The sequence below is a fragment of the Lactobacillus sp. ESL1191 genome, assembly GCF_058504435.1.
Genome location: NZ_CP196365.1, coordinates 1,469,863 through 1,494,089 on the forward strand (window position 1 = coordinate 1,469,863; position 24,227 = coordinate 1,494,089).

Below are 24,227 nucleotides of genomic sequence, written 5' to 3' on the forward strand. Positions count from 1 at the left end.
AATAATTATCTCATTGCACTTATTTACGTTATACTAAGGCATAATGTATACCTTAAAAGGAGGACTATTAGTGAAAAAAGAAATTATTGCCTTGACAATTGCCGGCAATGACAGTGACGGCAGCGCTGGCATGACGGCTGACCTACATTCATTTTATGCCCGACAAGTTTACGGAATGGGCCTGCTAACCGCTGCTGTTGCTGGCAATACAACCGGCATCTTTGCTCAAGAGGTAATGCCAATCCCCTTTATTCAAAAACAATTCGACGTACTCAACGAGGACTTCAAAATCAACGCACTGAAGACCGGAATGCTAGCCAACCAAGAGGTAATTGCCTGTGTTGCTAGCAACCTACAAAAGTACCAGATGGGCAAGATTGTCCTTGATCCGGTCATCATGACCAAGCATGGCGATACGTTGCTCGATGACGATGCCTACCAGGCCTTTTTGGATGACTTACTGCCCCTAGCCGACATCATCACGCCGAATTTCTATGAGCAACAAAAGTTAACCGGCCTCGAACTCATTGACAAGGACGAAATTCACCAGGGGGCTAAGAAGTTGCAGGCCATGGGGGCTAAAAACGTGCTGATGAAGGGCCGCCATGACGACAAAACCCAAAATCAGGTAACCGATATCCTGCTAGCAGCAGATGGTCAATTTTATGAATTTACTAAGCCTTTCATTAACACCGACCGCATCAACGGCACCGGTGATACCTTATCAGCCGTGATTGCAGCTGAGCTGGCCAAGGGGAACACAATTATCGATAGTATCAAGATTGCCAAGAAGTTCACGTATGAGGCCATTGCCCATCCGATTGAAGTTGGGTCTATGTATGGCCCAATTAACCATTTTGCCGCTCAGCAAGATACAAAATAATTATCTTTTGCCCATGGCCAACCTTTAAGCTATACTTTAACAAGATATTAGAGGCAGGTGCATAATGGCAGACAAGACAATTAAAATTGCTTACTTATACGAAGATCTAATGAATACTTACGGCGATTCCGGTGATGTCAAGATTATTCAGTTTTGGCTAAAAAAACAGGGCTATTCAAGTCAGGTTGCCAATATTTCTTTGGGCGACCCGTTTAACGCCTTTGATTATGACTTTGTCTTCTTCGGAGGCGGCCAAGACTTTGAACAAACCGTGGTAGCAAAAGACTTGCCGCGCCACAAGGAAACCTTGAGCGCCTACATCAAGGCAGGTCGACCAATGCTTGGTGTTTGCGGTGGCTACCAACTGGTAGGCACATATTACAAGACCAACTCCGGGGTTACCATTAAGGGTTTAGACATCCTGCCCTTCCATACAGTCTTCAAGGCCGACAAGCGGATGATTGGAGACACTCGCTATCTGAGTGAATGGGGCGAAGTCACGGCCTTTGAAAATCACTCTGGCCAGACCTACTTCGACGACCAAGACTTATTGGAACCGCTGGGCAAGATGATTGCAGGCTACGGCAATAACCCGCAAGATGGAGTTGAGGGACTACGCTACCGCAATTTCATCGGAACTTATTCGCATGGGCCGCTCCTTAAAAACCGCAACGTGGCTACTGCCATCAGCAAGATGATCTTGTCCTGGCATGAAGAACGGATTAGCACCAAGTAAGTATGAAACTAAGCGGAAATAGTCAACTTTAGAGGCGGCTGTTTCCGCTTTTTTGACAGTTTTGGGGAATCCTTAAGTAAGCAACCATTACGATAAGCTGTTATAGTAAAGTAAATATTCCATGATTTGACTATAGTCAAAGGAGATCTTATGAAAGTTTTTGTAGTTGGGGCTAGCGGCCGGGTAGGCCAAGAATTATGTCAAGCATTAGTTAAACGCGGCCATCAAGTTACTGCTGGTGCCCGTCACTTTGACTCCCTCAAGGAATTGCAACTGACGAAAGTACCACTCGACCTCCACGCACCGGCTGACGAAATCGCAGACAAAATTGGTCAGCAAGATGCCCTTTACTTTGTCGCCGGATCCCGCGGCAGCGACGTCTTAGAGATTGATACCTACGGTGCCATTAAAACGATGCAAGCGGCGCAACTCAACCATATTAGCCGCTATATCATGCTTAGTGGTTATGGTTCTTTAAACCCAAGCTTTTGGGAGGAGAATACTATCCGTGAATACTACTTAGGCAAGTACTTGGCCGACAACTGGCTAATCCATCAAACCGACTTGGATTACACCATCTTACAGCCGGGTAGTCTTACCGAAACACCGGCAACTGGGACAGTTGCCCTAAATGTTCAAGCAGCTGGTAATAATTCAATTAGCGATGTTGCCCGTGTCCTTGCTGCAATTCCAGACCACGACAACTTGATTAACAAAGTAATCCCCATGCATGAAGGAACTATTCCGATTGATGAAGCGCTAGCGCAAATTTAGTCAAAAGACCGCAATTCAACATTAGTGGGTTGCGGTCTTTTGGTGTTTTATGCTTTAACTTAATAATTTGCCATCTTCTAAGCAACTATATCAAAGGGACTTAATCTGGTCACTTCAGCTACTAACAGGCTGAGGGGCTCTTGTATTTGTATCAGCACATTACTTTTCAGGTGTTAGTTCCAGTCCTCTTCTTCATAGGCCATTTGCCAAAACTGCAATTCATAGTAGCTGCTGCGAATGAAGGCGTCCTGCATCCCTTGCCGCTCATGTTTTGTTGCCTGGTCGGCCAGCTGGTTGGTCAGGGCCAACACCTTGGCCACGTTAACTTGATACCAGTCAGCTTCATAGGTATCAATCCATTCCTGATAATAAGTAACAGGTGAATTAGTGTCAGCCAGCGATTTACCAATCTCCTGATAGAGCCAATAACAAGGTACGATGGCCGCCACTGCCGGACCAAGACCAGCCGTTGCTAAAGTTTGATACAAGTGATTAACATAAGCATAGGCCGTCGGCGCAATCGGTGTCTTTAATACTTCTTCCGACGTGATTGCTAATTCTTGAAAAAATTGTTCACGTACCTTGATTTCCGTATCCCTTAAGTCCTGGGCTCGTGCCCGCACGAAGTCAGCTAACTGCTGGTCCTCAGCCGTTGCCGCAATTAGTTGGTGGAACTTGGTGAACTCGTCTAAATAATACCGATCCTGCAACAAATAAAAACGAAACTTCTCCAGTGGCAGTTCCCCGCTCGCTAACTCTTTGACAAAGGGGTGATCCTGGCTTTTTTGCCATAAACTACTAGTCGCCGCCTGTAATTGGTCCGTAAATTCTGCCATCATCTTTTCTCCTTGCTCCTAATGGCTTCAGTTTACGCCAGTCTGCCTTTTGGGGCAATCTTTGACTGCTAGCGCATTTAACTCGACTACAACAAGGAATAGTTCAAATTTTACCGTCCAAATTCATTGTTGACAACGTTTACAGCAAGACCTATAATATCTAGTATAAAAGGTGTGTTACCGATTAAATTTGGGCATTAACCTATCTTTTGATGTACGAGTACTTCCAGAAGGTAGGTTTTTTCTTTGCCTTAATCAGAATGAGTGGTGATTAGGAACTACAGGTAACGGAGAGCAGATTTTTACAAAATGGCATGTGACCCCTTGCCACATAAGTGAATAATCATTAATTTGGTGTGTTACTGATTCGATCAGGCATTAACCCGTTAATTGTGATTGCTAGGATTTATTGCAAATTTTAGTCTTTTGCTTTGACGGGTTTTTATTATTTAGGAGGAAAAAATGGCTTACGAAGAATTAAGCAAGCAAATTTTGGAAAATGTTGGGGGAGAACAAAATATTAAGACCGCCTGGCATTGTGCAACTAGACTTAGATTTATTTTAAAAGACGAAAGTAAAGCTAATAAGGCAGCTATTGAGGCCTTGGATGGTGTCGTTACGGTGGTGCAGGCCGGTGGACAATACCAAGTTGTAATTGGTAACAACGTAGGCGAGGTTTACGATGCGCTGATCGCCCAGGTGCCACGGCTTGGTGCCGGTGATGAAGCAGAAACTGTTGCCGGAGATAAAAAGAAATTGACTGCTAAAGGCGCCTTTGATGCTTTTGTCAGTTTTATTTCCGGATCGTTTACGCCATTTTTAGGTGCAATGGCCGGTGCCGGTATCTTAAAGGGCTTACTTTCGCTGTTTGTCGTTCTACATTGGATGACGCCAAATACTGGTGCTTACCAGGTTTGGTACGCAGCCGCTGACGGCATTTTCTACTTCCTGCCAATTGTTTTAGCATTTACTGCCGCAAAGCAGTTGAAGGTCAACCAGTTTGTTACGGTTTCAATCGCTGCGGCGCTAGTATATCCAACAATGGTTGCACTTACTTCCGCCAAAACCGCCATTAACTTTTTTGGGATTCCAATTATTCCAACCACTTATACCAGTACGGTAATTCCCATCTTGTTGGTTGTTTTCTTACAAAAATATTTAGAACCACTATTTAACAAGTTTTGGCATGAATCGGTGCGCAATATTTTGACCCCACTCTGCGTATTAATGATTTTAGTGCCCTTAACTTTTATCGTAGTAGGACCGATTAGTACTGCTATCAGTAATGCCCTAGCCAACCTGGTGCTCTTCTTATACAAGAATACCAGAATTATCTCCGGTTTCGTTTTAGGCGGTTTCTGGGAAGTCTTCGTGATTTTTGGGGTCCACTGGGCATTTGTACCAGTCATGATGAACAATTTGACTAAATGGGGTTATGACCCGTTAGTTCCAATTCTATTACCTGCTGTTTTAGCCCAAGCTGGTGCTGCCTTCGCCGTCTTTTTAAAAACTAAAGATGAAAAAATGAAGGGTTTAGCAGGTTCAAACACTATTACCTCAATTTTCGGAATTACTGAACCAACTGTTTACGGTATCACTTTAAAAATGAAAAAGCCTTTCTACTGCGCAACGATTGCGGGTGGTATTGGCGGTGCAATTGTGGCCGCTTCTGGCGTTCATGCTAATACGGTTGGCTTAGTCAGCGTTTTAACGATTCCAACCTTTATTAGTAAAGGTTTTGGCATCTCTTTAATCGGTGACGTTGTAGCCTTTGTTTTGGCCACCATTTTCACTTTGCTATGGGGCGGCATTAACGATCAGCCTCAAACAGCAGCTGTTGCTGCCGCAGCACCACAAACAAAAACTAGTGGACAAGCAAAAGCAACGCTACAAACTAGAGCAGAAACTTTAGTAAGTCCCTTAACTGGCCAGGTTATTCCGTTAACAGATATTAAAGATGAAGTCTTTTCTTCTGGTGCGATGGGTAAGGGTGTTGCGATTGAACCTAGTGTAGGTGAAGTTGTGGCACCAGCTGATGCCACAGTTCAAATGGTCTTTCCAACCGGTCATGCGATTGGCTTATTAACCGATAATGGTGCCGAACTTTTAATTCACATTGGCATGGATACCGTTCAAATGGATGGCAAAGGCTTCGAAACGCTGGTGAAGAAAGATGACCAGGTTAAGGCTGGCCAACCACTGGTTAAATTTAACATCAAAGAAATTAAAGCAGCTGGCTTAAAAACAACCACTCCAATTGTCGTCACTAATAGCAAAAATTATCATGAAGTTAACGTAATGGCTAAAAATGAAGTTAAGCAAAACGAGCTATTGTTAGATTTGGAATAAAGTTTTAGCCAGAAAGTACATTTTGATAAATGTGAACTGCAAAATTAGAACAACTTAATAAGTTTTAACTGAGGACTAACTCCTGCTGCACATCAGGAGTTAGTCCTTTTGTGATTGGCAGTAGCCTATGAAAAGCAGTAACCCAACCTAGTTGTTGCCAACCGCTTTCAAAGTCGTTATAATGAAAGTGTTAACACGAGGGGTGCCTTTTAGGCTGAGATGAAAGTTAAGTTCAGACCCTTTGAACCTGTAAGCTAATTCTTGCGTAGGAACGTGTCAAATACGATTATGCTTTGACACCAATGTGTCAAAGCTTTTTTATTTGCTTGAAGCTAGGTTTGGGTACTTCTCTGCTTTTTCAAGGAGAAAAAATATGCAGATAGATATGCTTAATAAGGTACGCGGACAAAATCCCGTAGTTTTAAACGTGGCCAATTTCGTTACCGTTCAAGACGTCGCCAACGCCCTAAATGCAATTGGGGCATCCCCCATCATGAGTAAAGAAGTCGCTGAAGCTGAGGAAATGGTCAAGATGGCCGGTAGTGTGACCATAAACTTGGGTACACTAACTAAAGAACAGGTTATCCAAATGCGCACTATTGGGACCCTGGCCAACCAGTTCCACAAGCCCGTGGTGCTTGATCCCGTTGCTGTTGGTGCTGTTCACTACCGTTTAGAAACTGCCCTGGACCTACTAGAATCATTCCCAGTCAGCATTATTCGCGGCAATGCAGGCGAAATCGCTGCTCTTGGGAGCTTTGACTGGAAGGCCCACGGAATCGATGCAGGAACCGGTTCTGGCAACCTGGACCAAATTACTAAGCAAACGGCGACTAAGTTCCACTCTGTGGTCATTGTCAGTGGGGCCACTGATACAATCAGTGACGGTAAAACAGTTGCACACATCTATAATGGTACTCCGCTCTTTCAAGCTCATGTTGGTTCCGGGGATATGCTGTCCAGTATTGTCGCAGCCTTTGCGGCCGTCTGTGACGACCCCTATGCAGCAGCACAAGCGGCCACATTGATTTTTGCCGCTACCGGCGAAAAATTAGCCCTAGATCAACCAACTCTGGGTCCTGGAACTTTTGGAAGTCATTTGATGGACTACCTAAATAAGCTTCAAACCACTGACTTTGACCAAATCGCACGTTTTGATTAAGGAGAATTATCATGAATGACCAAGTCAATTCCTTTCCCCAAGTGCTTACTATTGCTGGCACTGATTCAGGTGGTGGTGCCGGCATCATGGCAGATCTTAAAACCTTTCAGATGCAGCGGGTCTTTGGCACCGCAGTGGTCGTCGCTGTGACCGCTCAGAATACACTAGGCGTGCAGGACTCTTACTTAATGCCACTCGACATGGTGGATGAACAGTTTGCTGCTTTAGCCGCTGACTTTAAGATTCGCGCGTGCAAGACCGGCATGCTGGGCGATGCTAATCATGTCCACCAAGTTGCCCTCAACCTGCAAAAATACAATTTTGGACCTGTGACCGTTGACCCAGTGATGGTAGCCAAGGGCGGCGCGCCATTATTGGAGCCAGCTGCAGTAGCCACGGTCAAGGACGAACTGCTACCGCTGGCCAACCTAGTGACACCTAATCTACCCGAAGCAGAGGTTCTAACGGGACTTAGAGCCGAAAGTGAGGCCCAGTATCCTGATCTAGCCCACAGCCTGCAAGAGCTGGGCGCCCAAAACGTCTTAATTAAAGGTGGTCACGCTAGTCATAACACTGTTCGGGATTATGCCCTGCTTAGCAATGGCTCAAGCTTTTGGGTCAGCAGTCCGCGCAAGCAAACAGAACGCACACATGGGACCGGTGATACCCTAGCAGCGGCAATTACTGCTCAGCTAGCTCTGGGTCACAATCTACAAGATGCAATCGAAAGCGCCAAGAAATACGTCAGCCGGACAATTGAGCAAACTATCCAGGTTGGCCACGGGCATGGACCACTTAACCACTGGGCCAAGTAAAAGGAGAAACTATGCAAAAATTCAATTCCCAGTTGTTACGCGCTTACTTTATTTGTGGATCTCAAGATGTCCCTGCCGGCAAAACACTACCAGGACTAGTTGAAGAAGCCTTAAAAGCTGGTATTACCGCCTACCAATTTCGTGACAAGGGGCCCGGATCAACTTTGGCGGCCGCAGCACGTCTACCGCTGGCTCGCCAATTACATGAGCTCTGCCAGCAATATCACGTGCCTTTCTTTGTTGATGATGACGTAGACTTAGCCCGAGCAATTGGTGCCGAAGGTATCCACGTGGGACAAAGCGATGAGGTCATCGAGCAGGTTGTCGCAGCAGTTCACGAGCAAATGATGGTCGGTTATTCTTGTTCAACCCCGGCTGAAATCATTCAAGGCGACCACATAGGTGGCATCGATTATTACGGTAGTGGGCCGATTTTTGCCACCCAATCTAAAGACGACGCCGATCCCGAAATCGGCCTTAGTGGCCTGACCCAGTTAGTGGAACAAACGAACCGGCCGATTGTTGCCATTGGCGGTATCACCGTAGAGAGCCTTCCTGCCATTGCGCAAACCGGCGCAGCCGGTGCCTCAGTCATTTCGATGATTGCCAGTAGCACCAACATCAAGCAAACAGTGCAGGCCATGCTCGCTGCTCCGTGGAATAACTAATTCCGTTTAAGTCCTTAAATACACTTACACCAAAAACCCAGCTTCAAGTTGAAAGCTGGGTTCTTTTGGACTCGTTTGCTTAGTCTTTTTATAAACAAGCCAATTTGGTTAAAGTTCGAATCATTTGTGCCACAAAGCCTGATTCATTATCATACCAGGCATAAGCCTTAACAACCTGACTGCCCGCAGGACCATTGGCAATCTGGGTAATTGTGGGGTCAAAAATTGAGCCAAATTCTGTACCAATAATATCCGACGAAACAATTTCATCATCATTATAACCAAAGGATACGTTATCAATGGTGTGTTTTTTTATGCTGTCATTAAAGCTACTTACCGTCACAGGCTGCTGCAAAACGACTACTAATTCTGTTAATGAACCAGTAATTACTGGGAGCCGCTGAGCAATTCCCGTCAGCTTACCTTGCAATTCAGGAATTACTAATCCAATAGCCTTAGCTGCACCAGTTGAATGCGGAATAATATTCTGTGCAGCAGCGCGGGCATTACGCATGTTGTCATTACGATCTGGACTATCTTGTAACATTTGCGATGTCGTATAAGCATGGAAAGTCGTCATTGTTCCCGTTTGGATACCAAACTCATCGTTCATTGCCTTAGCAAGAGGAGCCAGACAATTGGTCGTACATGACCCTGCTGAAACAATCTGGTCATCGGCAGCCAGAATGTCATCATTGACATTATAGACAATCGTCTTAATATTTCCGGCCGGAGCAGAAATGAGGACTTTTTTTACACCAGCTTTCAAATGCGCTTGCGCCCGTTCCTTAGAGGTATAGAAACCAGTACATTCTAACACTACTTCTACTCCATCATTTTGAACCCAGGGAATATTCTGTGCATCTGCCTCCGCATAAACGGGAATTTTTTTGCCATCAATTACAATACCATCTTTAGTCGCTTCAACATCGTGATCAAACTTGCCATGTGCGGTATCATATTTTAACAAATGTGCAAGCATTGCTGGTGAAGTTAAATCATTGATGGCAACAAGTTCAAGATCGTCATTACCCACTTCATACATGCGCCGTAAAGCTAAACGACCAATCCGGCCAAAACCATTAATTCCTATTTTCTTTGTCATCATTATTTTTCTCCTTTAATATTTATTGATAGGCCAAGTATATGACCTTCAAGCTGTTGTGCATAATTCAAAATCATGATTGTGTTATCATCTTTAAAGATAGGAGAAAAAATGAATTTTAACGACCTTAGTATTTATCAAACCATTTATGAAACACAGTCGCTAAACAAGGCTGCAAAAGAACTAGGTTACTCCCAATCCAACCTTACTGCACGTTTGCAGGCGTTGGAAAAGGAATTAAATACTCCACTCTTTATTAGATCCAATTCGGGTATTCGTCCAACTACAAATGGGGAGCAAGTTTATAAATTTACTGTATCTGCCCTGCACAATCTCGACGCACTCAAGGACAAACTAGCTGACCGCCAGCCTCAAATGCTTTCTTCAGAACTCCTCTTTGACTACCTACTCAATCAGAAAGATAACTTTCTACTTGACCATTATGATGTAACCATTAAAAAGACTGATCAATTTCAAGACATTCTGGCTCGTAAAGAATTCGATGTGGTTTTATCCTTTACACCGACTACACTGCCAAACTATTCTTTAGTCAAGGAAGACCAGCTTACAGCAACTTTTTTACAAGGAAAGCCGTCAATTAATAGCAAGCTACCAATTGCAATTAATTCTGACTATTCCTGTCCTTTTCGCCAATTAACCTGTAAATTGTTTCCCAACCAGAATGATCTGATTGAAATTGATTCTTTAGAAATGATTTTGCAACTGGTCAAGCAACAACGGGCAATTGCCTTGTTGCCATGTCATTTGATTAATGAACAACTGGTTCAGGCTAGCCCAAAAAGATGGTCTATCCCCTACTATCATTATCGCAACCAGCTATAATAGCTTGCAGAAGTTACCTTCAAACATGGATCAAATAAAACTGTTTTGAACAAAGCTTATAAGCTATCATGGTCATGGCAATAAAAAAGGCAGTTTAAAAACTGCCCCCTCTTTCTGATAAATGAAAAACGTATCTATGAATTATATTTATCAGTTCATCATACGTAGTATATGGTTTTGCATACATGTGTGCCAAAGCATCGCAGCTTTTGTGGGCACTTTCTACTCCCTTCGCTTCACCAGCCTTTTCTATTACATGCTGCTTGAAGTTAGTGCGGCTGATGTCTTGACTTTTTCTACTTATGAAATCAACCATTTTGTCTGCTACCGAGATGGCATTATTTAAAATGACTGCTTGCATTTTAGGTTCGACTTTATCCAGTTTTTTCCGTTTTCTGTCCAATGTGCAATGTAATCAATTGTATAATCGTGGTTATCAATACCTAGATTTTTAGCTACTAAACTAAGAAGTTAATTGGCTTTGCAATGCTCTCTTTGGTCGGATTAACGTGCAACTGTGCGTGGCCTATTTCGTGCATAAGCGTTGTAGCAGCTTTCTTTAAATTCCTGTTGAAGACTTAATTCAATTAAATTACAGTGACTCTGGTAAATTTTAACTGAAGATGAACAATTAGTGTTAAATCTTCACCATCAATATTCGGAATTTTTGTCGTATTCAGAAAAAAAGAGTTTTCATTCGCGCACTTGATTTTCAAATGTATTCAATTACGCACATGCTACTGGATCTCAAAAACGCAAAAGTAATTGATAGTAATGGAAATGATATTACTAATTTCGAATAATAGAGTTTTGGCTTATTAAATAATTTGTTTGCTTATAAATCGTATATAATTAGTTTTTATTTTTGCGCTGCTCGATCGGGATTAGAGTAATATGTCCCCTCAGTAAACTTAACAATTACAAAATCTTGTCCCAAATTAGGGAATCCTGTTTGATATGGACTAGCGAGATCGACTCCATTTAACATTTAATCACGCTCCATTGCAGCCTTAGATTGATAGTCAGTGTCAGAAACAAAGCCCAGTGTATCAGGTAAAGTAGCATCTGTAGTCGTCTGCGTCTGATTGTAAGCCTGTTGGACTAAGCCAGCCGCCACATTCTTGTCTAAGGGAACTTTTAACTGCTTCGCCTGATTTACTAATGTTTCCGTTGCTGCCTGCTTCTTGTCGCTGCCAGCCTTATCTGTCTTAGTAGCTTCATTATTGACCAAGACCTGCGCTATCTTATACCAAACATCTAGTTTATCTGCCAGTGGCTTATCATGCTTTTGAATATATGGATAAATACCAACAAACAGGAATGCAATTATGACCACCATTGTACTCAATAACTGTAGCGTAGACGTTAAATTATTCATCAAAATCACCTTTTTTCTCTGCAGCATTCAGTTGTGCTGCTTTTAATTTACGTATTTCTTCTTTTAAACGATCAATTTCATTTTCATCGGCGCGAAATTTATTGCGATAATATTTCACATCATTAAATAATCGTTCTCGCTCTTCTTCATCAGCGTCACGCTTTGCCTTTACTTGCCACTGATAGAAGTTGATCAGCATCGAAACAAGTCCACCAAAGGCAGTTGAAGTTAGCAGAATCAATAAGTTCTTATTCATTGTGCGGACTCCTCCTTGCTTTTTAGGTTAGATATAAAAAGGGTCTCACCAGCAAACAAGCTGTATGAGACTCTTTTATTTATAGCTCATTCCAAGAAATTTCATAGATTCTGCTATGCAACGTTGTGTTTGTCTTTTCATCATGATACGAAACGGTTAAGTAAACATCATTGGTTCCAATTACTTGAATGCTTTCAAATTCCGTAACAAAACCAGGTCGTTCTAAAACGGCAGTACGATTGCCATCAGGATTATCAGCATCTAAATTAATTTCTTCCCAATAACCAACATTCCCTTCAACTTTATATGGAATTTTTACAATTTTACGTAATTGAGCAACATATTTCTTCTTGTCATCATCATATTCAGGTGAGTATTCACTCGAAATATAAATATTCTTACCATTATCTATATCGAAGCCTTGAATAGAGCCAACAGTAGAAGTAAATCCATTAATTTTAAATGCATAATAGCAAGTAAAAGTATCGAGCGGGAAATTTGTACCTTTTGCACTATTATTAAAGGCCGAATTGATATCTGGCAACCAATAGAAGCCAAAATGAGCTGCTCCAGCCTTATCAATAGTGGCAATCATTAGCCAGTGATAATTAGGAGAGACCGCAGCTTCAGATCTAACTAAATCATCGCCAGGATAAACAACACCATTGCCATCACTACTATTAAGATATCCTGCACCTGCTCTATTAAGAGCTGATAATCTTGTTAGCTTTGTATTCTTAGCAATACTAGTATTACTAAAATCAACTCGAGCAATCTGTGAAGCCCAGTAGTATTCCTTATCAGGTCGGGGGGCTCTCTTAGGTTTAGTACCAATAAACCATTCTCCATTACCTGTATCTCCAGCATATTCCCAGGTTTGCGTATGAGCTCCAGCTGTCCCACCTTGTTTAACACCAGTTAAATACAATCGATAACCATTTTTAGTAAACTTTGTACTAAGTCCATTTTTAGGAGCCTTATAAACTACTGTATCCGTACCTTTTGATAATTGCTGCAAAGCATAAATATATTTAAGTCCTACATTACCCTTTTGGACAACTGTCTGATGTAAATCCATTTAATTCATATTCTAGACGTGGAGTCACGTTTGTTATTTTGTTCATATAATTTCCTTTCAAAATAAATAAAAATAATTTTTAAAACAAGTTAATCTGATCTCGAGATCATCATCATTCTACAACACAAGTTTCAAAAAATCAAACACAAGTTCGTAAAAGTATAAAATAAATAGCAATGACTGCCTATCATTGCCTTTATTCAAGTATAATTTATTTTTTTACATCATCTGCTGTATTGGATGGTTCTAAATGTCTGCCATAATTGTATTTAACATCAGAAGCCTTTACATACACGTAGCTAGTATCATTTGACCAGGTAAGTAAAGTTCGATAAAAAAGTTCAGCTTTATTTTCACTTGGGATCCAAATATAGCGTAAATCTACTACATCAGTACCACGTCCTTGCTTAAAAGTAATGACTTTGTCAGCATTCCCATCAGTATCATAAAGTCTAGCATCATTCACAAATTTCACAGCCATAAAATTAGTATATGGTCGCAGTATTTGTCGAACCTTTGTTTTAACATCATCCATTAGAATAAATTGTTGTTTATTATTCTTGATTCGATATACTTCTAAGATATTATTTGCCAAACCTTCAATTTCTCGTGAGCCAGATAACAGCGCTCTATCAGATCTACGGTCTACCACCACTTTAGTACCTGCCTTGAGATATTTACCAGTAAATTTGCCTTGGTTATCAACCATTTGAGAATAACCATTACCTTTTTCTGAAGGCAAAGTTTCCGCAGAAATCGTGACCGTCGCATAATTAGTATATAGTCTTTGACCATCAATGCTATCAACATTTATGGCCTTAATATAACCACCATGACCAATGTTATAGTATTCCTTACCCTTTATCGTCTTATATGGTAAATAGAACCAATTCCAATCATCATCACGGAAAGAATAACGCTTGGCATCTGGGTCAGTTATTGCTTCAACCTTACCAATATACTTCACAGTAGCAGCTTTTTTTAGTAAGCCATTGCCTCCGCGATAAGAGTATCTTTTTTGCCCCTTCTTGTTATAAATCCGGGTTTTATGATTCAGGGTTAATTTACCCTGGTCAGTATTTGGGCTTGGGCTAGTTACTTCTTCTGCATGAACTTGATTTGGGTTGGTTATTACCGAAACTGCTGAAGTTGTAGCCATTAACCCAGCTGCTAAACTAATAAATAATTTCTTGGTCTTCTTCATTATTGTCACCTCTCTAGGTCAATTCTAATATTTGTTTCTATCAATGTCTAATCGCTTTATTTAACTGCTATGCTGGAATAAAAAAGCATAAAGATTTCAATTAGCTGAAGTTAACCCTCTAGATTGGACCAAAATCCATCTGGAGGGTTTTACTATGGTTAAATTTACCGTTGAACAAAAAGTACAAGCACTTAACTTGCTCAAAGAAGGCTATAGCAGCTGCTCTGTGGCCCAAATAATTGGTGCTGGCTCACATCAAACAATTGATACTTGGGCAGGGCAATACCAGCACTTTGGCGTGCAGGGTTTAGAAATTCAGCGCACTTCGCAAAATTATCGTGGTCAATTCAAGCTCCAAGTCTTAAACTGGAGAAAAGAACATGACGAGACCTATCAAAATACCGCCATTCACTTCAAGATTTCCTCCCCTAGCTTAATTTATACTTGGGAAAAACGTTTTGACGAGGGCGGACTTGATGCACTCTTTACTAAACGAGGCCGACCACCGATGAATAAATCACCTAAAAAACCAGGTAAGTATACCAGCAGCGAGTTATCTGAATTAGAGCGGCTGCGCTTAGAAAATCGCCAGCTCCACATTGAGAACGACTACTTAAAAAAAGTCGAGGCCTTAGCTCGGCGCAAAGACGCTCAACGCAAGAAGAACGGACCATCATCCAAGAGCTAAGGCATGAGCATAACTATCAACTGCAAGAACTATTGCACTATAGCTTTTTAGCCAAGAGCACCTATGAGTATCACCCGAGCAGCAGGCGAAAAAGGTACAGCGATCTGGCTTTACTGTCGCTAATTAAAGTGGTTAAAAGGCATAATCCCAGCTTTGGCTACCTGCCCATGACCGATACGCTAAAAATCAAGTATGGTCTCAAGGTAAACCATAAACGGGTTTACCGGTTGATGAAAGAACAAGGTCTGCTGGCGTGCAAATACAACCTGCGTGCAGGCAAGTATGATTCATCCAAGGGTCCTCAAGGCAAGAAGGCCAAGAATCGCTTCCACCAAAAGTTTAAGACGAATCGGCCCTATCAAAAGATAGTCACCGATATTAGTGAATTTCGCTATGGCAATAAGAGCATGAGTGAACGGATATATTTCTCACCTTTTAAAGACCTTTACAGTGGTGAAATCATCAGCTACACCATTAGTCAGCGGCCACAGACCAAGTATGTGCTGGATGGACTCAAACAGGTTTTGGTCAGCCGGCCTAAACTGCCTTACCGCATGACGATTCACAGCGACCAAGGCATTCAATACCAGTCCAAAGCATATTGCCAGACCCTAAAGCAGCATCACATTTTTTAAAGCATGTCGCGGCGAGCCACCTGCCACGACAATGCGGCCTGCGAGAGTCTCTTTCACATCATGAAGGTTGAGCTAGACTACTACACCTATACCTATCCTACTAAGAAGGTGCTGCAGGAGGCCATGGAAAAGTGCATCAAATACTACAATCAAACTAGAATCAGGCACACGCTAAAAGGCCGCACCCCGATTGAATATCGGAACACGGCCTTAGCAAATATGAAATAATGTTAATGTCCAATTCTAGGGGTTAACTTCATTATACAAATAGTATATTGCTTTTTTATTTTTATTAATAAAACTGTCATATTTGACATAAATAAACTAGATATGACAAATATAAAAGATAACAGAATTTATTTTCTATCCACTTCAACCTATCCCACCGCTAACTTTATATGATGTAGTTTAAAGCGAAGTAGGTTTAATACCCAGAGCCACAAGGCTCAATTTAGCCACAAATAAGTGTTTGTGTGTTTTAAGGACTATCGGTTGGTGACGTTTTTTACTAAACGTACTTAATGGAGATTTCACCAAATTTAATCGTGCCTTGTAAGATGACGGTTGGCCCTCCACCCTGGGACGTGCCACTAATATTCACTTCACCAAAAGCAGCTGACAAGTGATCCTCAATCTGCCAAGACAACGGCAGGTAGATTTCAACTTCGCCCATTGCCGCACTCACATTAACAGTTACAGTATCACCAGCTGGTTTAGCCGCATCAAGGTAAACAGAAACTTGACCAATAGTTGAATTGATTGTTACGCTTTCCAAATTTTGCGAATGTACATAGCGCGAAGTATCGCCAATCTTTTGACTAATTACAATGTTGCGGTCGTTTTCTTCGGCTCTGCCAGCATTATAGTGCTGCGAACTTTCATTTATCTTGCTCCAATCGTGGCTAACAAAGTAAGACTTAGGATGACGCCAGCCATGGGGTAGAATCAGTGACAAGCCAGCATAGATAAGACCAGCAGCTAAAAGCAGAGTCCACGGCACAATCTTAGTAATATGTAGTGGCCCAGCATAGATAATTAGCAAGAAGGCAATTGAAAAGACGATGCCAAAAGTACTTCTTCCGGCAATACTGTTAACCAAGACTAGCCCAAAAATGACGGTCCAAAAAATTGTCCCCAAACTCAAGCTAAATGACAAAACATGCAGCTGATTGAGCACCAGAAAGGCTGCAGCTGCAACTAATCCCATGCCCCATAGTAATTCTTTGATTTTTTGTTTTTTCATGATGATGACCTTCTCTCGTTTAATCGATCGTTCAAATTGTGGTAATAGCGACGTGAAACATAAACTGTTTTATAAGAATCTCGAAAATGCACCTGGCAATTCGAAATCGACCTGGTTAAAGCATATATCTGCTGCAAATTCAAAATGGTCGACTTAGACACCCGCATGAACTGACTGCTCAAAAGATCTTCCAACTCATAGAGCTTGTAATTGACTACGAATGACTCCCGCTGGGTGTGGGTGATTACCTGTCGTCCTTCCGTTTCAAAAAATAAAATATCAGCTAAATTCACATAATACGTCATATCCTCTTGATAACATTCAAGTTGGTCTGGCCGCTTACTTACTTCCTGCAACTGCCGGTATATGCGCTCAACCTCCGGCGATAATTCCTTGGCATGAATAGTTACGACTGGTTCGCCTTGGTCTGGATCAAGGTCAATTTTTACTTTCAAGATTCTCACCTACCTTTCATTTGATATTTTTATTAAACGCTAATTTTTTCATAAAAGCTAGACCATTTGCGCAAGCGGTTAGTTTTGCTGTTTAAACGGTTAGACTTTTAGCCATCAAAAAAGCAGTTTACTGATGAAGCGTAAACTGCTTTTACTTGTTTTAGCTAATTACCGTCTTGCCATATCCTCTAGTTTTCTGCAGCTCGAATAGCCATTTATTCAAGCCAAGTTTTCACTTTAACAATCACTTCGTCATATTCAACCTTACGAAAATCTGATACATCTAAAAAAATTGTTTTCCCTAAACTAAAATTTTCATAGTCCCGTATTTTATTGAATTTTTCAAATTCCGCTTTTGTTTTTTGGATATCCATTTTGGTTCGGTCTGGTAAAGTGTCGCCTTGATGAAAATGATTCATGATAAAGCCTAGGTGGCGATCAGGATCAAGATCTCTTTGTCTTTGCCGTTGATACAAAACATCGGGATCACAAGTAAGAGTAATGGTAATTACCTGGAAGGCATACTGGTTAGCCAACCGTTGTAAGCTATCATGTTGCCGATAAGAAAAGGGATAATCTGAAATGATCGATTTACCTTTTTCCATTAACGTTTCAATACTTTGGTAAAACAGGCTGTACGCCTGATCATCTAGCTGCTTTTTCTCTTCGATATTATTAAAGCCCTGTTCATCATAGAGTTTTTCTTTGAAGAAATCTATCGATGTCTCATTAAAGAAATCTAGAATAGCTTTACAAATCAGCTTTCCTAGGTAAGACTTACCTGTACCTGGACAACCAGCTAAAAGTAACAGCGTTTTTTTCAATGAAATCCTCCGTATTACTTGTTCATAAATAAGGCAAGTTTATGTTTGATAATCTTATGAACCTGATCATTACATGGAATAATATTGTTTCTAAGTGAGCTGTTAACTTCAGTTTTACCAAACATTTCTTTAGCTTCCTCAGTCCAGGCTACTAATAATTCCGTGCCAACATTAAATTTCCGAATGCCATTTGCGGTTAATCGATGATAGTCTTCCTCCTTAACACCTGTACCCCCATGAATCACCATTGGTTTATTAAGCTTTTGGTTCAACTCTTCAATAAGTGCGAAGTTTAACTCAGTTTTTGATTGGAATTGGCCATGATGTGTGCCTACCCCAACAGCTAGAGCATCAACATCACATTCCCGTAAAAAAGCAACCGCATCTTCTGGACGAGTATAGCTCCCTTCTTTAACCGTAAAACCTTCTTCTGTACCACCAATCGTGCCAATTTCACCCTCGACTGAAACGCCTCTTTTATGTGCATATTCAACAACTCGCATGGTTTTTTCAATATTTTCTTTAAATGGAAGTAACGATCCATCAAACATCACCGAACTATAACCCGCCTCAATTGCAGCTTCAATATCATTTAGCTCACGGGCATGATCTAAATGAAGGACCACATCCACAGCTTCATGTTCTGCCATACTTTTACATACCGCAACAAAGTTTCTCATTCCTTCTGTATTGGCGGTGCTAACAGATGTTTGAATAATAATTGGTGCACCCTCATCATGGGCGGCCTCAATCATCGTTGGTACCATTTCAAGATTATGTGCATTAAATGCACCAACCGTAAAATCTAATTCTTCTGCTTCTTTTAGTACTTCTTTTAAAGTCTTGTAAGCCATTTTTTCCCTCTTGTGTTTTAATTCAAAGATCCAACTAGATCAGTTACTTTGATCTCATTATTTTCTTTGATAATGCCGTCAATTCGTCACTCTTATTGAGCCACTTTTGAATCTCACTGTTATCTTTTGCATAAGCCGCCGCTTGCCTTTTGACATCATATAGTTTAAGCAAACCATCAAAAGCAGGACCGAAGTCCTCACTGCACTTTAAACTTTTTTCATAAGCAGCAATCGCTTTATCTACTTGGCTTAATTCTTGGTAACATTGGCCTAGTTCGGTTAGCATGGCAGCCTTTTGCTTCTTTACAGCTACTGTACCAGCAGTTGTTCCAGCATTTAGCTGCTCAGTCAATTTAGTGATTTTATCTGTTATTTTCTTTGTTTCTGCCGCTGATATTTTTTCCACTTCAGGTTCTTTTGGTTCCGCAGTGGATTTTAAAAATTTTGACCAAAAAGACATTTTTATTACCTCCTATGTACTAGCCAACCGCATGAAAAGCTGGAGCCAGCACCCAAAGATAAAGCAACGCAGCAACAATAGTATCCACATCAGTAGCGGTCGCGTTTACAAATCCTACTGATGATAACGCACTTACTAGTAGTGCTGGCAGTAGCGTAATAAACAGTCCATGGACAATACCACCAATAATGGCGCCTCGTTTACCACCCACTGCATTGCCAAAAATACCGGCTGTACCACCGGCAAAAAAGTTAGTCGTCATCCCCGGCAGGATAACTGCAAGGCCTGCTAACGGTGACAAGAACATCCCAATTACTGTACCGATGGTCGTGGTAATGAAGCCAATAATTACAGCATTAGGCGAATAAGGAAACAATACTGGACAGTCTAAAGCAGGTATCGAATTTGGAACTATCTTCATCGCAATACCACGGAAGGCAGGTACAATTTCTCCTAACATTAGACGAACACCCGAAAGCATTACGTATACACCAACGGTAAACTCAATTGCTTGCAAGAATGCATAAATAATATAATTTACGCTTCCAGCTGCTCCACCTGCAGCCTTAATTGACCAGTAAGGGCCGGCAAAAGCTGCCGTAATTATATACAGGGGTATCATGACTACCATGATAGAAAGTGAATTGTCCTGCAAAAATGACATACTCTTAGGCAGATTGACATGTTCCCAGGAATCTTTCCTTTCTTTAATATTGGCAACATGTTGGTCGACTTTACGATCTCTAACGAGCCAGGCAACCCCAGCTTCAACTAAGTAACCAATTGTACAGAAGTGGCCTAGTGCAATAGTGTCATTCCCAGTTATTTTTCGCACAATTGGCTGTGCTAGGGCCGGCATAGCAATGGCAAAGATACCACCAACAATACTACCCATTAAAATCAACGGAAAACCCTTTAAACCAGCAAAGTGTCCCCCAATAACGGTCATGGTTGCCATCCACAATAAGGCTTGTCCGGTTAAAAATACGTATTTCCATTTAGTAAATCTAGCAATAATAATATTTACAATAAAAATACCTAACAGGGTCAACGCAATGTCATTACCTAGACCCAGTTTATTCATCGCTTGGCCATTAATTGCTTCAATACTTGGAACAATCCCTTTCGTATTGAAACCATGCTGAAAAATTACAGCAAAATAGGCTAAACTCTGTTGAATAATGCTAGAACCGGCAGACAAAACTTCAAACCCAAGTAAAGTTTTAAGTGTACCACCAATAACTGCTCCGGGTTTTTTACCCTGTAACATCAAACCCAACATTGCAATTAATGAAATCAAAATTGCAGCTTGCGTAAGTACATTATTAATTATCCATTGAACAACAGCCATTTTCTCTCACTCCCTTATCCCTTTAGCTTTCCGCGATTTCTTTTATAATTGGCACGACTTTTTCTTTTATTTCGTTTTTATCCACAATATTATCCAGATAGACAATCTTAGTTTTAGGATCAATTTGCGTATTTGCAAACTGTGATTCAAAGTTGCTCGCCGAAACAATCACATCGGCATCTAATGAAGGTGCCGCAGAGATTGAATCGTGGCCGGAATTGACTTCAATTCCCGCTGCTTGAAAAACATCATCTGCCTCCATTTGACAAGCCAAACTCGAACCTAACCCGTTTCCACAAATAAAAAACACTTTTGGAATTTTAGCCATTATCTTGGTCCTCCGATCTTTCAGTTCTGTCATCGCCAAATAAGGTTGCTTTAAAACTTGCTTTATTACTTTTCTGGCATAGTTCATCAATCTTATTTGGTTTATTTATTAAATTAACTACTGTCTTCAAAACATTTAGATGAGAGTAACTATCAATCGCCGATAAAACAAAAATAATCTTTACTGGATCATTCGCTTTATTGCCAAATTCAATTGGTTCAGCTAAAGACGCAACACTAACATCTAATTTCGCAGCACCATCTTCTGGTCGTGCATGGGCCAAAGCTATCCCGGGCCCAATTACAATATAGGGGCCAAATTTTTTGACTGAATCTTCCATTGCAGCGATATATTTCGCATTAATTGCTTTGTTTTCTAGCAATGGTCGACTAGCTTTTTCAATAGCTTCACACCAGTTATTAGCTTTTAGATGTATTTGAATCTTGTCATCAGTTAATAAATCTTGGAGCATTGGCCTCACCTCTCTTTCTTTGATGTCAATACGATATTCCGAAAAAATATTGATTAATTTATCCACTGTCTGTGATGAAACAGCTTGGTCAGTCTGTGCTTCAATCAAAGCAATCACATCTTTGAGCAAATTTGCCCTAGTTACCGTATGCTGCTTAACTGCAAGAATATGCTTTTTGATATCGGCTCTCGTGATAAAATTTTTTAATGCCTGATAATCACTTTGTTTAGGAACTAGCGGCATTTTGAAACTTGGAACAGCGTCCGTAGGCTCATCAATTGTCTTAACCACAAAGTCAATATTTAACTTTTTGAGTGATCTAATATCCTGCAAACCCAAAACAGCAACAACCTCAACATTCATATTCCTTGAGATATTAGCAGCCAGCAGCTGGCCAGTAGCTTCACCATAATTGCAGAGCACAGCAATCCGATAAAAATCATTTTCTTTGATGATTTCCTCGTAATACGTACTAAAATAAACTGTTATATAAGCTTTTTCTCCTTCTGAAACACTTTTATCGTACTTACGTTGGAAAAAAGTCGAAACATCTTGATAAATTGTTGTATAACTTGTTTTCAGCACATCAGTTAAGGGATTATATATTTCAATATGATTTTCTTGTCTTTGCAAAAAAGCTGAAATATGAAAATTAAGTTGCTCATATAACGGTTCAGAGTCACGATAATCGATGTTTTCCACTTCACTCATGTAGTCTATCAACTGTAAAGTAAGCAATTCCGACTTATTCCACTTATCTAGCCTCACCTCTTTTTCACCTAAAAAGTTCTTAAGAATGAAAGTCATATAACTCTTTTCATTTTCTGGCACTTCGAGTTTGAGCTTTTTTAATAACTCATTGAGCGATTTTTGAATCCTCGTATCAGCTACTTCTAAATTAGTCGCGGGACTTTCATCAAGATATTGCTGTTCCTGCACCCTTCTAATCCATATCGCCATTAATACCGAGACTTGCGCTTCTCTTGCAGACACACCCTCATACCGACTGCCAAGTATTAGTTGTTTAGAAACTTGATCCGTTTGGTTAAGTACTTTAGGGTTTAAATAATCAATTACTATTTTATTGCTGTCACTTCCTTCAAAACTTTTTTCTCTTAATCTCGAAATATCGACATTCTCAACAATTAACTGTTGAATCATCGTTCTAATGTTTCTCTCCGCACCAACAATTTTTGCTCCCTGCTGCGTATTCAAAGTTAACGAATACTTTGCAAGAAATCTTCTAACCTGGCGCATATCTTTATCCATTGTGCTTTTACTGATATGTAATCTTTCTTGCACTTCATAAATTTTCACCTGGTGTGGTGCTTTGAGAAAGCTAACAATAATGTCAAGTTGCCTTTTTTTCGGATCAGGAAACGGGTCAACTCCAATTTCCAAATAGTGAGATAAGGAATGCTTTTCTTTAGAGTTAAGACTAAAGTCAAGCTGACCACGTTTATTGGAAATTTTAGTAATTGACCAATTATTTAACGCTTCATTGATATCAATCACGTCATTTCTAATTGTTCGGGAAGAAACCTTCAAGGCACGACTTAATTCATCGATTGATAATCTTTCTTTACCAAGCAATTTTTTTATTATCAATAATTGCCGGTCTTTCATATCCCTCACCCCAATTCACATATTACGTTAACGCTTTCATTTAAAAAAGAGTTTATTGCTTCCACTTTATTTTGAAAAATTAAACACATAGTTTACCCATTTTCATAATATTTATGAAAATGGATAGACCGTAAAATAAAGCCATAACCAGAAAGTTTACAGCTTAAACCATACTTTTATCAGTTGACCATAAGTAGCGTACAAATTGCGTACTGCAAAAAAGATATTTAAAGCAAAAACAAAAGAGCTAACTTCGTCTATATCTTGGAAGCTAGCTCGTTGTTAAAGTTTAAAAATTATCTTTTGACTTATCCTTTATTTGATTTTATTTAGAGCATCTCTAACCGCGTCTTTTAGGCCACGGCTGGTGTTGGAAGCTCCAGAAACAGCATCAACATCAACGGTATTCTCTTTAACCATTCTTCTTGGTATTTCAGCAATCGCTTTTTGCCCATAATCATCTGATTCGGCTTGCTTCAAAACTTCAACATTTTTGATGTTCTTTTGTTTATCTGCCGTTACCCTCACAACGATTTCATCACCAATTCCCTGGTCAGACTTACCAATATACTGGTCGGGGGCAGTCGGATAATCTACCTTTTTGAAGTCAGAAGTCAAATGTAGCATCCCCAACCGTGAAGATGCTACCTGTAAGAAGATTGGATTATTCATGTAAAATAGTTCTTGTTTAATTCCCAGGTTATTTTCGATTTTGGGATCGATTTTAAAATGCTGCGCTAAGTGCTTATAATATTTTCGATAATCTTCATTGCTATTATAGCCGACGAATTCCCTGGCGCATCTCGTATTTTCACCTTCATGACCTTCTGGGACTGAATCAAACAGCAATACCTTGACTCTGCTGTCAACGGCAAAACAGTCAGCAGTTGCTCTGGCACCCCAAAATCTCAAAACAATAACATTATGACTTGTATCATCATGAACCTAATTTTTTAAAAATATTTCAAGCTTTTATACAAGCTTGACTTTACACATACTAATGACCAGTAGCTATAATCCAAACTAGTCTGAGACAAAAGTTTTATGACCTTGCCCTAAATTATTATAAATACTAGTTAAAAACTGCTCTTTTTTACGCGATTTTTAAATTAGTATGGAAATGAATCAGTCTTTCCGTTAAAATAATACTTATCTCAGCACTGTTAGGTAGTCAGTGCTGAGTTTTTTGCTATCTTTAATAGCC

General features: G+C 40.5%; 28 protein-coding genes and 1 riboswitch. Of the genes, 11 read left to right on the forward strand and 17 right to left on the reverse strand.

What is annotated here, in order from left to right; translation table 11 throughout:
* The first annotated feature begins 130 nt into the window (after positions 1-130).
* From thiD (ACSYSN_RS07310) to ACSYSN_RS07320, 3 genes are all read left to right on the forward strand, one after another.
* Complete coding sequence (thiD, locus tag ACSYSN_RS07310; protein WP_491712924.1) at positions 131-883, forward strand: bifunctional hydroxymethylpyrimidine kinase/phosphomethylpyrimidine kinase; 753 nt, start codon at positions 131-133, stop codon at positions 881-883.
* 64 nt (positions 884-947) lie between these two features.
* The gene (locus ACSYSN_RS07315) at positions 948-1,619 is read left to right on the forward strand and encodes a type 1 glutamine amidotransferase (protein ID WP_491712178.1); all 672 of its coding nucleotides are present in this window, start codon (positions 948-950) and stop codon (positions 1,617-1,619) included.
* Positions 1,620-1,769: 150 nt separating this feature from the next.
* Entirely contained in the window at positions 1,770-2,393 is a 624-nt protein-coding gene (locus ACSYSN_RS07320) for an NAD(P)H-binding protein (RefSeq protein WP_491712179.1), read from the forward strand.
* Between the two features lie 173 nt (positions 2,394-2,566).
* Here ACSYSN_RS07320 and tenA read toward each other — a convergent pair whose 3' ends face one another.
* Positions 2,567-3,232, reverse strand: coding sequence for a thiaminase II (tenA, locus tag ACSYSN_RS07325; protein WP_491712180.1), 666 nt, complete (start codon positions 3,230-3,232; stop codon positions 2,567-2,569).
* Positions 3,233-3,691: 459 nt separating this feature from the next.
* On the opposite strand from tenA, the gene ACSYSN_RS07330 reads away from it, so the two are divergent.
* The 4 genes from ACSYSN_RS07330 (at position 3,692) to thiE (ending at position 8,223) form a co-directional block, all read left to right on the forward strand.
* Complete coding sequence (locus tag ACSYSN_RS07330; RefSeq protein ID WP_491712181.1) at positions 3,692-5,578, forward strand: beta-glucoside-specific PTS transporter subunit IIABC; 1,887 nt, start codon at positions 3,692-3,694, stop codon at positions 5,576-5,578.
* Between the two features lie 188 nt (positions 5,579-5,766).
* A riboswitch (TPP riboswitch) is annotated at positions 5,767-5,867 on the forward strand.
* Between the two features lie 84 nt (positions 5,868-5,951).
* Positions 5,952-6,740, forward strand: a complete 789-nt coding sequence (gene thiM / locus ACSYSN_RS07335) for a hydroxyethylthiazole kinase (RefSeq protein ID WP_491712182.1) — start codon at positions 5,952-5,954, stop codon at positions 6,738-6,740.
* 11 nt (positions 6,741-6,751) lie between these two features.
* The gene (gene thiD, locus ACSYSN_RS07340) at positions 6,752-7,555 is read left to right on the forward strand and encodes a bifunctional hydroxymethylpyrimidine kinase/phosphomethylpyrimidine kinase (protein ID WP_491712183.1); all 804 of its coding nucleotides are present in this window, start codon (positions 6,752-6,754) and stop codon (positions 7,553-7,555) included.
* 11 nt (positions 7,556-7,566) lie between these two features.
* On the forward strand, positions 7,567-8,223 hold the full coding sequence (thiE, locus tag ACSYSN_RS07345; RefSeq protein WP_491712184.1) for a thiamine phosphate synthase: 657 nt from the start codon (positions 7,567-7,569) through the stop codon (positions 8,221-8,223).
* Positions 8,224-8,311: 88 nt separating this feature from the next.
* Here the strand turns inward: thiE and gap are convergent, their stop codons facing one another.
* Positions 8,312-9,328, reverse strand: a complete 1,017-nt coding sequence (gene gap, locus ACSYSN_RS07350) for a type I glyceraldehyde-3-phosphate dehydrogenase (RefSeq protein WP_491712925.1) — start codon at positions 9,326-9,328, stop codon at positions 8,312-8,314.
* A 111-nt stretch (positions 9,329-9,439) separates the two neighbouring features.
* On the opposite strand from gap, the gene ACSYSN_RS07355 reads away from it, so the two are divergent.
* Positions 9,440-10,171, forward strand: a complete 732-nt coding sequence (locus ACSYSN_RS07355) for a LysR family transcriptional regulator (protein ID WP_491712185.1) — start codon at positions 9,440-9,442, stop codon at positions 10,169-10,171.
* A 94-nt stretch (positions 10,172-10,265) separates the two neighbouring features.
* On the opposite strand, the gene ACSYSN_RS07360 is transcribed toward ACSYSN_RS07355, so the two are convergent.
* The 6 genes from ACSYSN_RS07360 to ACSYSN_RS07385 form a co-directional block, all read right to left on the reverse strand.
* Positions 10,266-10,532 carry a hypothetical protein gene (locus ACSYSN_RS07360; protein WP_491712186.1) on the reverse strand — a complete coding sequence of 89 codons (267 nt, stop codon included), beginning with the start codon at positions 10,530-10,532 and terminating at the stop codon, positions 10,266-10,268.
* Positions 10,533-11,030: 498 nt separating this feature from the next.
* Entirely contained in the window at positions 11,031-11,159 is a 129-nt protein-coding gene (locus ACSYSN_RS07365) for a hypothetical protein (protein ID WP_491712187.1), read from the reverse strand.
* Positions 11,160-11,549 (reverse strand): hypothetical protein, encoded by a 390-nt coding sequence (locus ACSYSN_RS07370; protein WP_491712188.1) that lies wholly within the window; start codon positions 11,547-11,549, stop codon positions 11,160-11,162. It lies immediately after the preceding gene.
* Positions 11,542-11,805, reverse strand: coding sequence for a hypothetical protein (locus tag ACSYSN_RS07375; RefSeq protein WP_491712189.1), 264 nt, complete (start codon positions 11,803-11,805; stop codon positions 11,542-11,544). Before ACSYSN_RS07375 ends, ACSYSN_RS07370 begins: the two co-directional genes overlap by 8 nt.
* Before the next feature lie 79 nt (positions 11,806-11,884).
* On the reverse strand, positions 11,885-12,883 hold the full coding sequence (locus ACSYSN_RS07380; protein ID WP_491712190.1) for a helveticin J family class III bacteriocin: 999 nt from the start codon (positions 12,881-12,883) through the stop codon (positions 11,885-11,887).
* 211 nt (positions 12,884-13,094) lie between these two features.
* Positions 13,095-14,087, reverse strand: a complete 993-nt coding sequence (locus ACSYSN_RS07385) for an SLAP domain-containing protein (protein WP_491712191.1) — start codon at positions 14,085-14,087, stop codon at positions 13,095-13,097.
* Between the two features lie 154 nt (positions 14,088-14,241).
* On the opposite strand from ACSYSN_RS07385, the gene ACSYSN_RS07390 reads away from it, so the two are divergent.
* The 3 genes from ACSYSN_RS07390 to ACSYSN_RS07400 are packed head-to-tail and all read left to right on the forward strand — an operon-like array spanning position 14,242 to position 15,638.
* A complete protein-coding gene (locus tag ACSYSN_RS07390; protein ID WP_491712192.1) occupies positions 14,242-14,775 on the forward strand; it encodes a helix-turn-helix domain-containing protein in 534 nt (177 codons plus the stop codon).
* Positions 14,776-14,807: 32 nt separating this feature from the next.
* Positions 14,808-15,410: a DDE-type integrase/transposase/recombinase gene (locus tag ACSYSN_RS07395; RefSeq protein ID WP_491711753.1), complete on the forward strand. Its 603-nt coding sequence runs from the start codon at positions 14,808-14,810 to the stop codon at positions 15,408-15,410.
* Positions 15,411-15,413: 3 nt separating this feature from the next.
* Positions 15,414-15,638 carry an IS3 family transposase gene (locus tag ACSYSN_RS07400; RefSeq protein ID WP_491712039.1) on the forward strand — a complete coding sequence of 75 codons (225 nt, stop codon included), beginning with the start codon at positions 15,414-15,416 and terminating at the stop codon, positions 15,636-15,638.
* A 280-nt stretch (positions 15,639-15,918) separates the two neighbouring features.
* Here the strand turns inward: ACSYSN_RS07400 and ACSYSN_RS07405 are convergent, their stop codons facing one another.
* From ACSYSN_RS07405 to ACSYSN_RS07445, 9 genes are all read right to left on the reverse strand, one after another.
* Positions 15,919-16,653 (reverse strand): LiaF transmembrane domain-containing protein, encoded by a 735-nt coding sequence (locus ACSYSN_RS07405; protein WP_491712193.1) that lies wholly within the window; start codon positions 16,651-16,653, stop codon positions 15,919-15,921.
* The gene (locus tag ACSYSN_RS07410; RefSeq protein WP_317637397.1) at positions 16,650-17,108 is read right to left on the reverse strand and encodes a LytTR family DNA-binding domain-containing protein; all 459 of its coding nucleotides are present in this window, start codon (positions 17,106-17,108) and stop codon (positions 16,650-16,652) included. The genes ACSYSN_RS07405 and ACSYSN_RS07410 overlap by 4 nt, the downstream gene beginning before the upstream one ends.
* Positions 17,109-17,323: 215 nt before the next feature.
* Positions 17,324-17,932 (reverse strand): P-loop nucleotide/nucleoside kinase family protein, encoded by a 609-nt coding sequence (locus ACSYSN_RS07415; RefSeq protein ID WP_491712194.1) that lies wholly within the window; start codon positions 17,930-17,932, stop codon positions 17,324-17,326.
* Between the two features lie 14 nt (positions 17,933-17,946).
* Positions 17,947-18,786 (reverse strand): class II fructose-bisphosphate aldolase, encoded by an 840-nt coding sequence (locus ACSYSN_RS07420; RefSeq protein ID WP_491712195.1) that lies wholly within the window; start codon positions 18,784-18,786, stop codon positions 17,947-17,949.
* 43 nt (positions 18,787-18,829) lie between these two features.
* Positions 18,830-19,246, reverse strand: a complete 417-nt coding sequence (locus ACSYSN_RS07425) for a hypothetical protein (RefSeq protein ID WP_491712196.1) — start codon at positions 19,244-19,246, stop codon at positions 18,830-18,832.
* A gap of 19 nt (positions 19,247-19,265) precedes the next feature.
* The gene (locus ACSYSN_RS07430) at positions 19,266-20,597 is read right to left on the reverse strand and encodes a PTS sugar transporter subunit IIC (RefSeq protein ID WP_491712197.1); all 1,332 of its coding nucleotides are present in this window, start codon (positions 20,595-20,597) and stop codon (positions 19,266-19,268) included.
* Between the two features lie 22 nt (positions 20,598-20,619).
* The gene (locus ACSYSN_RS07435; RefSeq protein WP_317637402.1) at positions 20,620-20,925 is read right to left on the reverse strand and encodes a PTS sugar transporter subunit IIB; all 306 of its coding nucleotides are present in this window, start codon (positions 20,923-20,925) and stop codon (positions 20,620-20,622) included.
* Positions 20,918-23,023 carry a BglG family transcription antiterminator gene (locus tag ACSYSN_RS07440; protein ID WP_491712198.1) on the reverse strand — a complete coding sequence of 702 codons (2,106 nt, stop codon included), beginning with the start codon at positions 23,021-23,023 and terminating at the stop codon, positions 20,918-20,920. Before ACSYSN_RS07440 ends, ACSYSN_RS07435 begins: the two co-directional genes overlap by 8 nt.
* Positions 23,024-23,338: 315 nt before the next feature.
* The gene (locus ACSYSN_RS07445) at positions 23,339-23,872 is read right to left on the reverse strand and encodes an FMN-binding protein (protein ID WP_491712199.1); all 534 of its coding nucleotides are present in this window, start codon (positions 23,870-23,872) and stop codon (positions 23,339-23,341) included.
* Positions 23,873-24,227 lie beyond the last annotated feature (355 nt).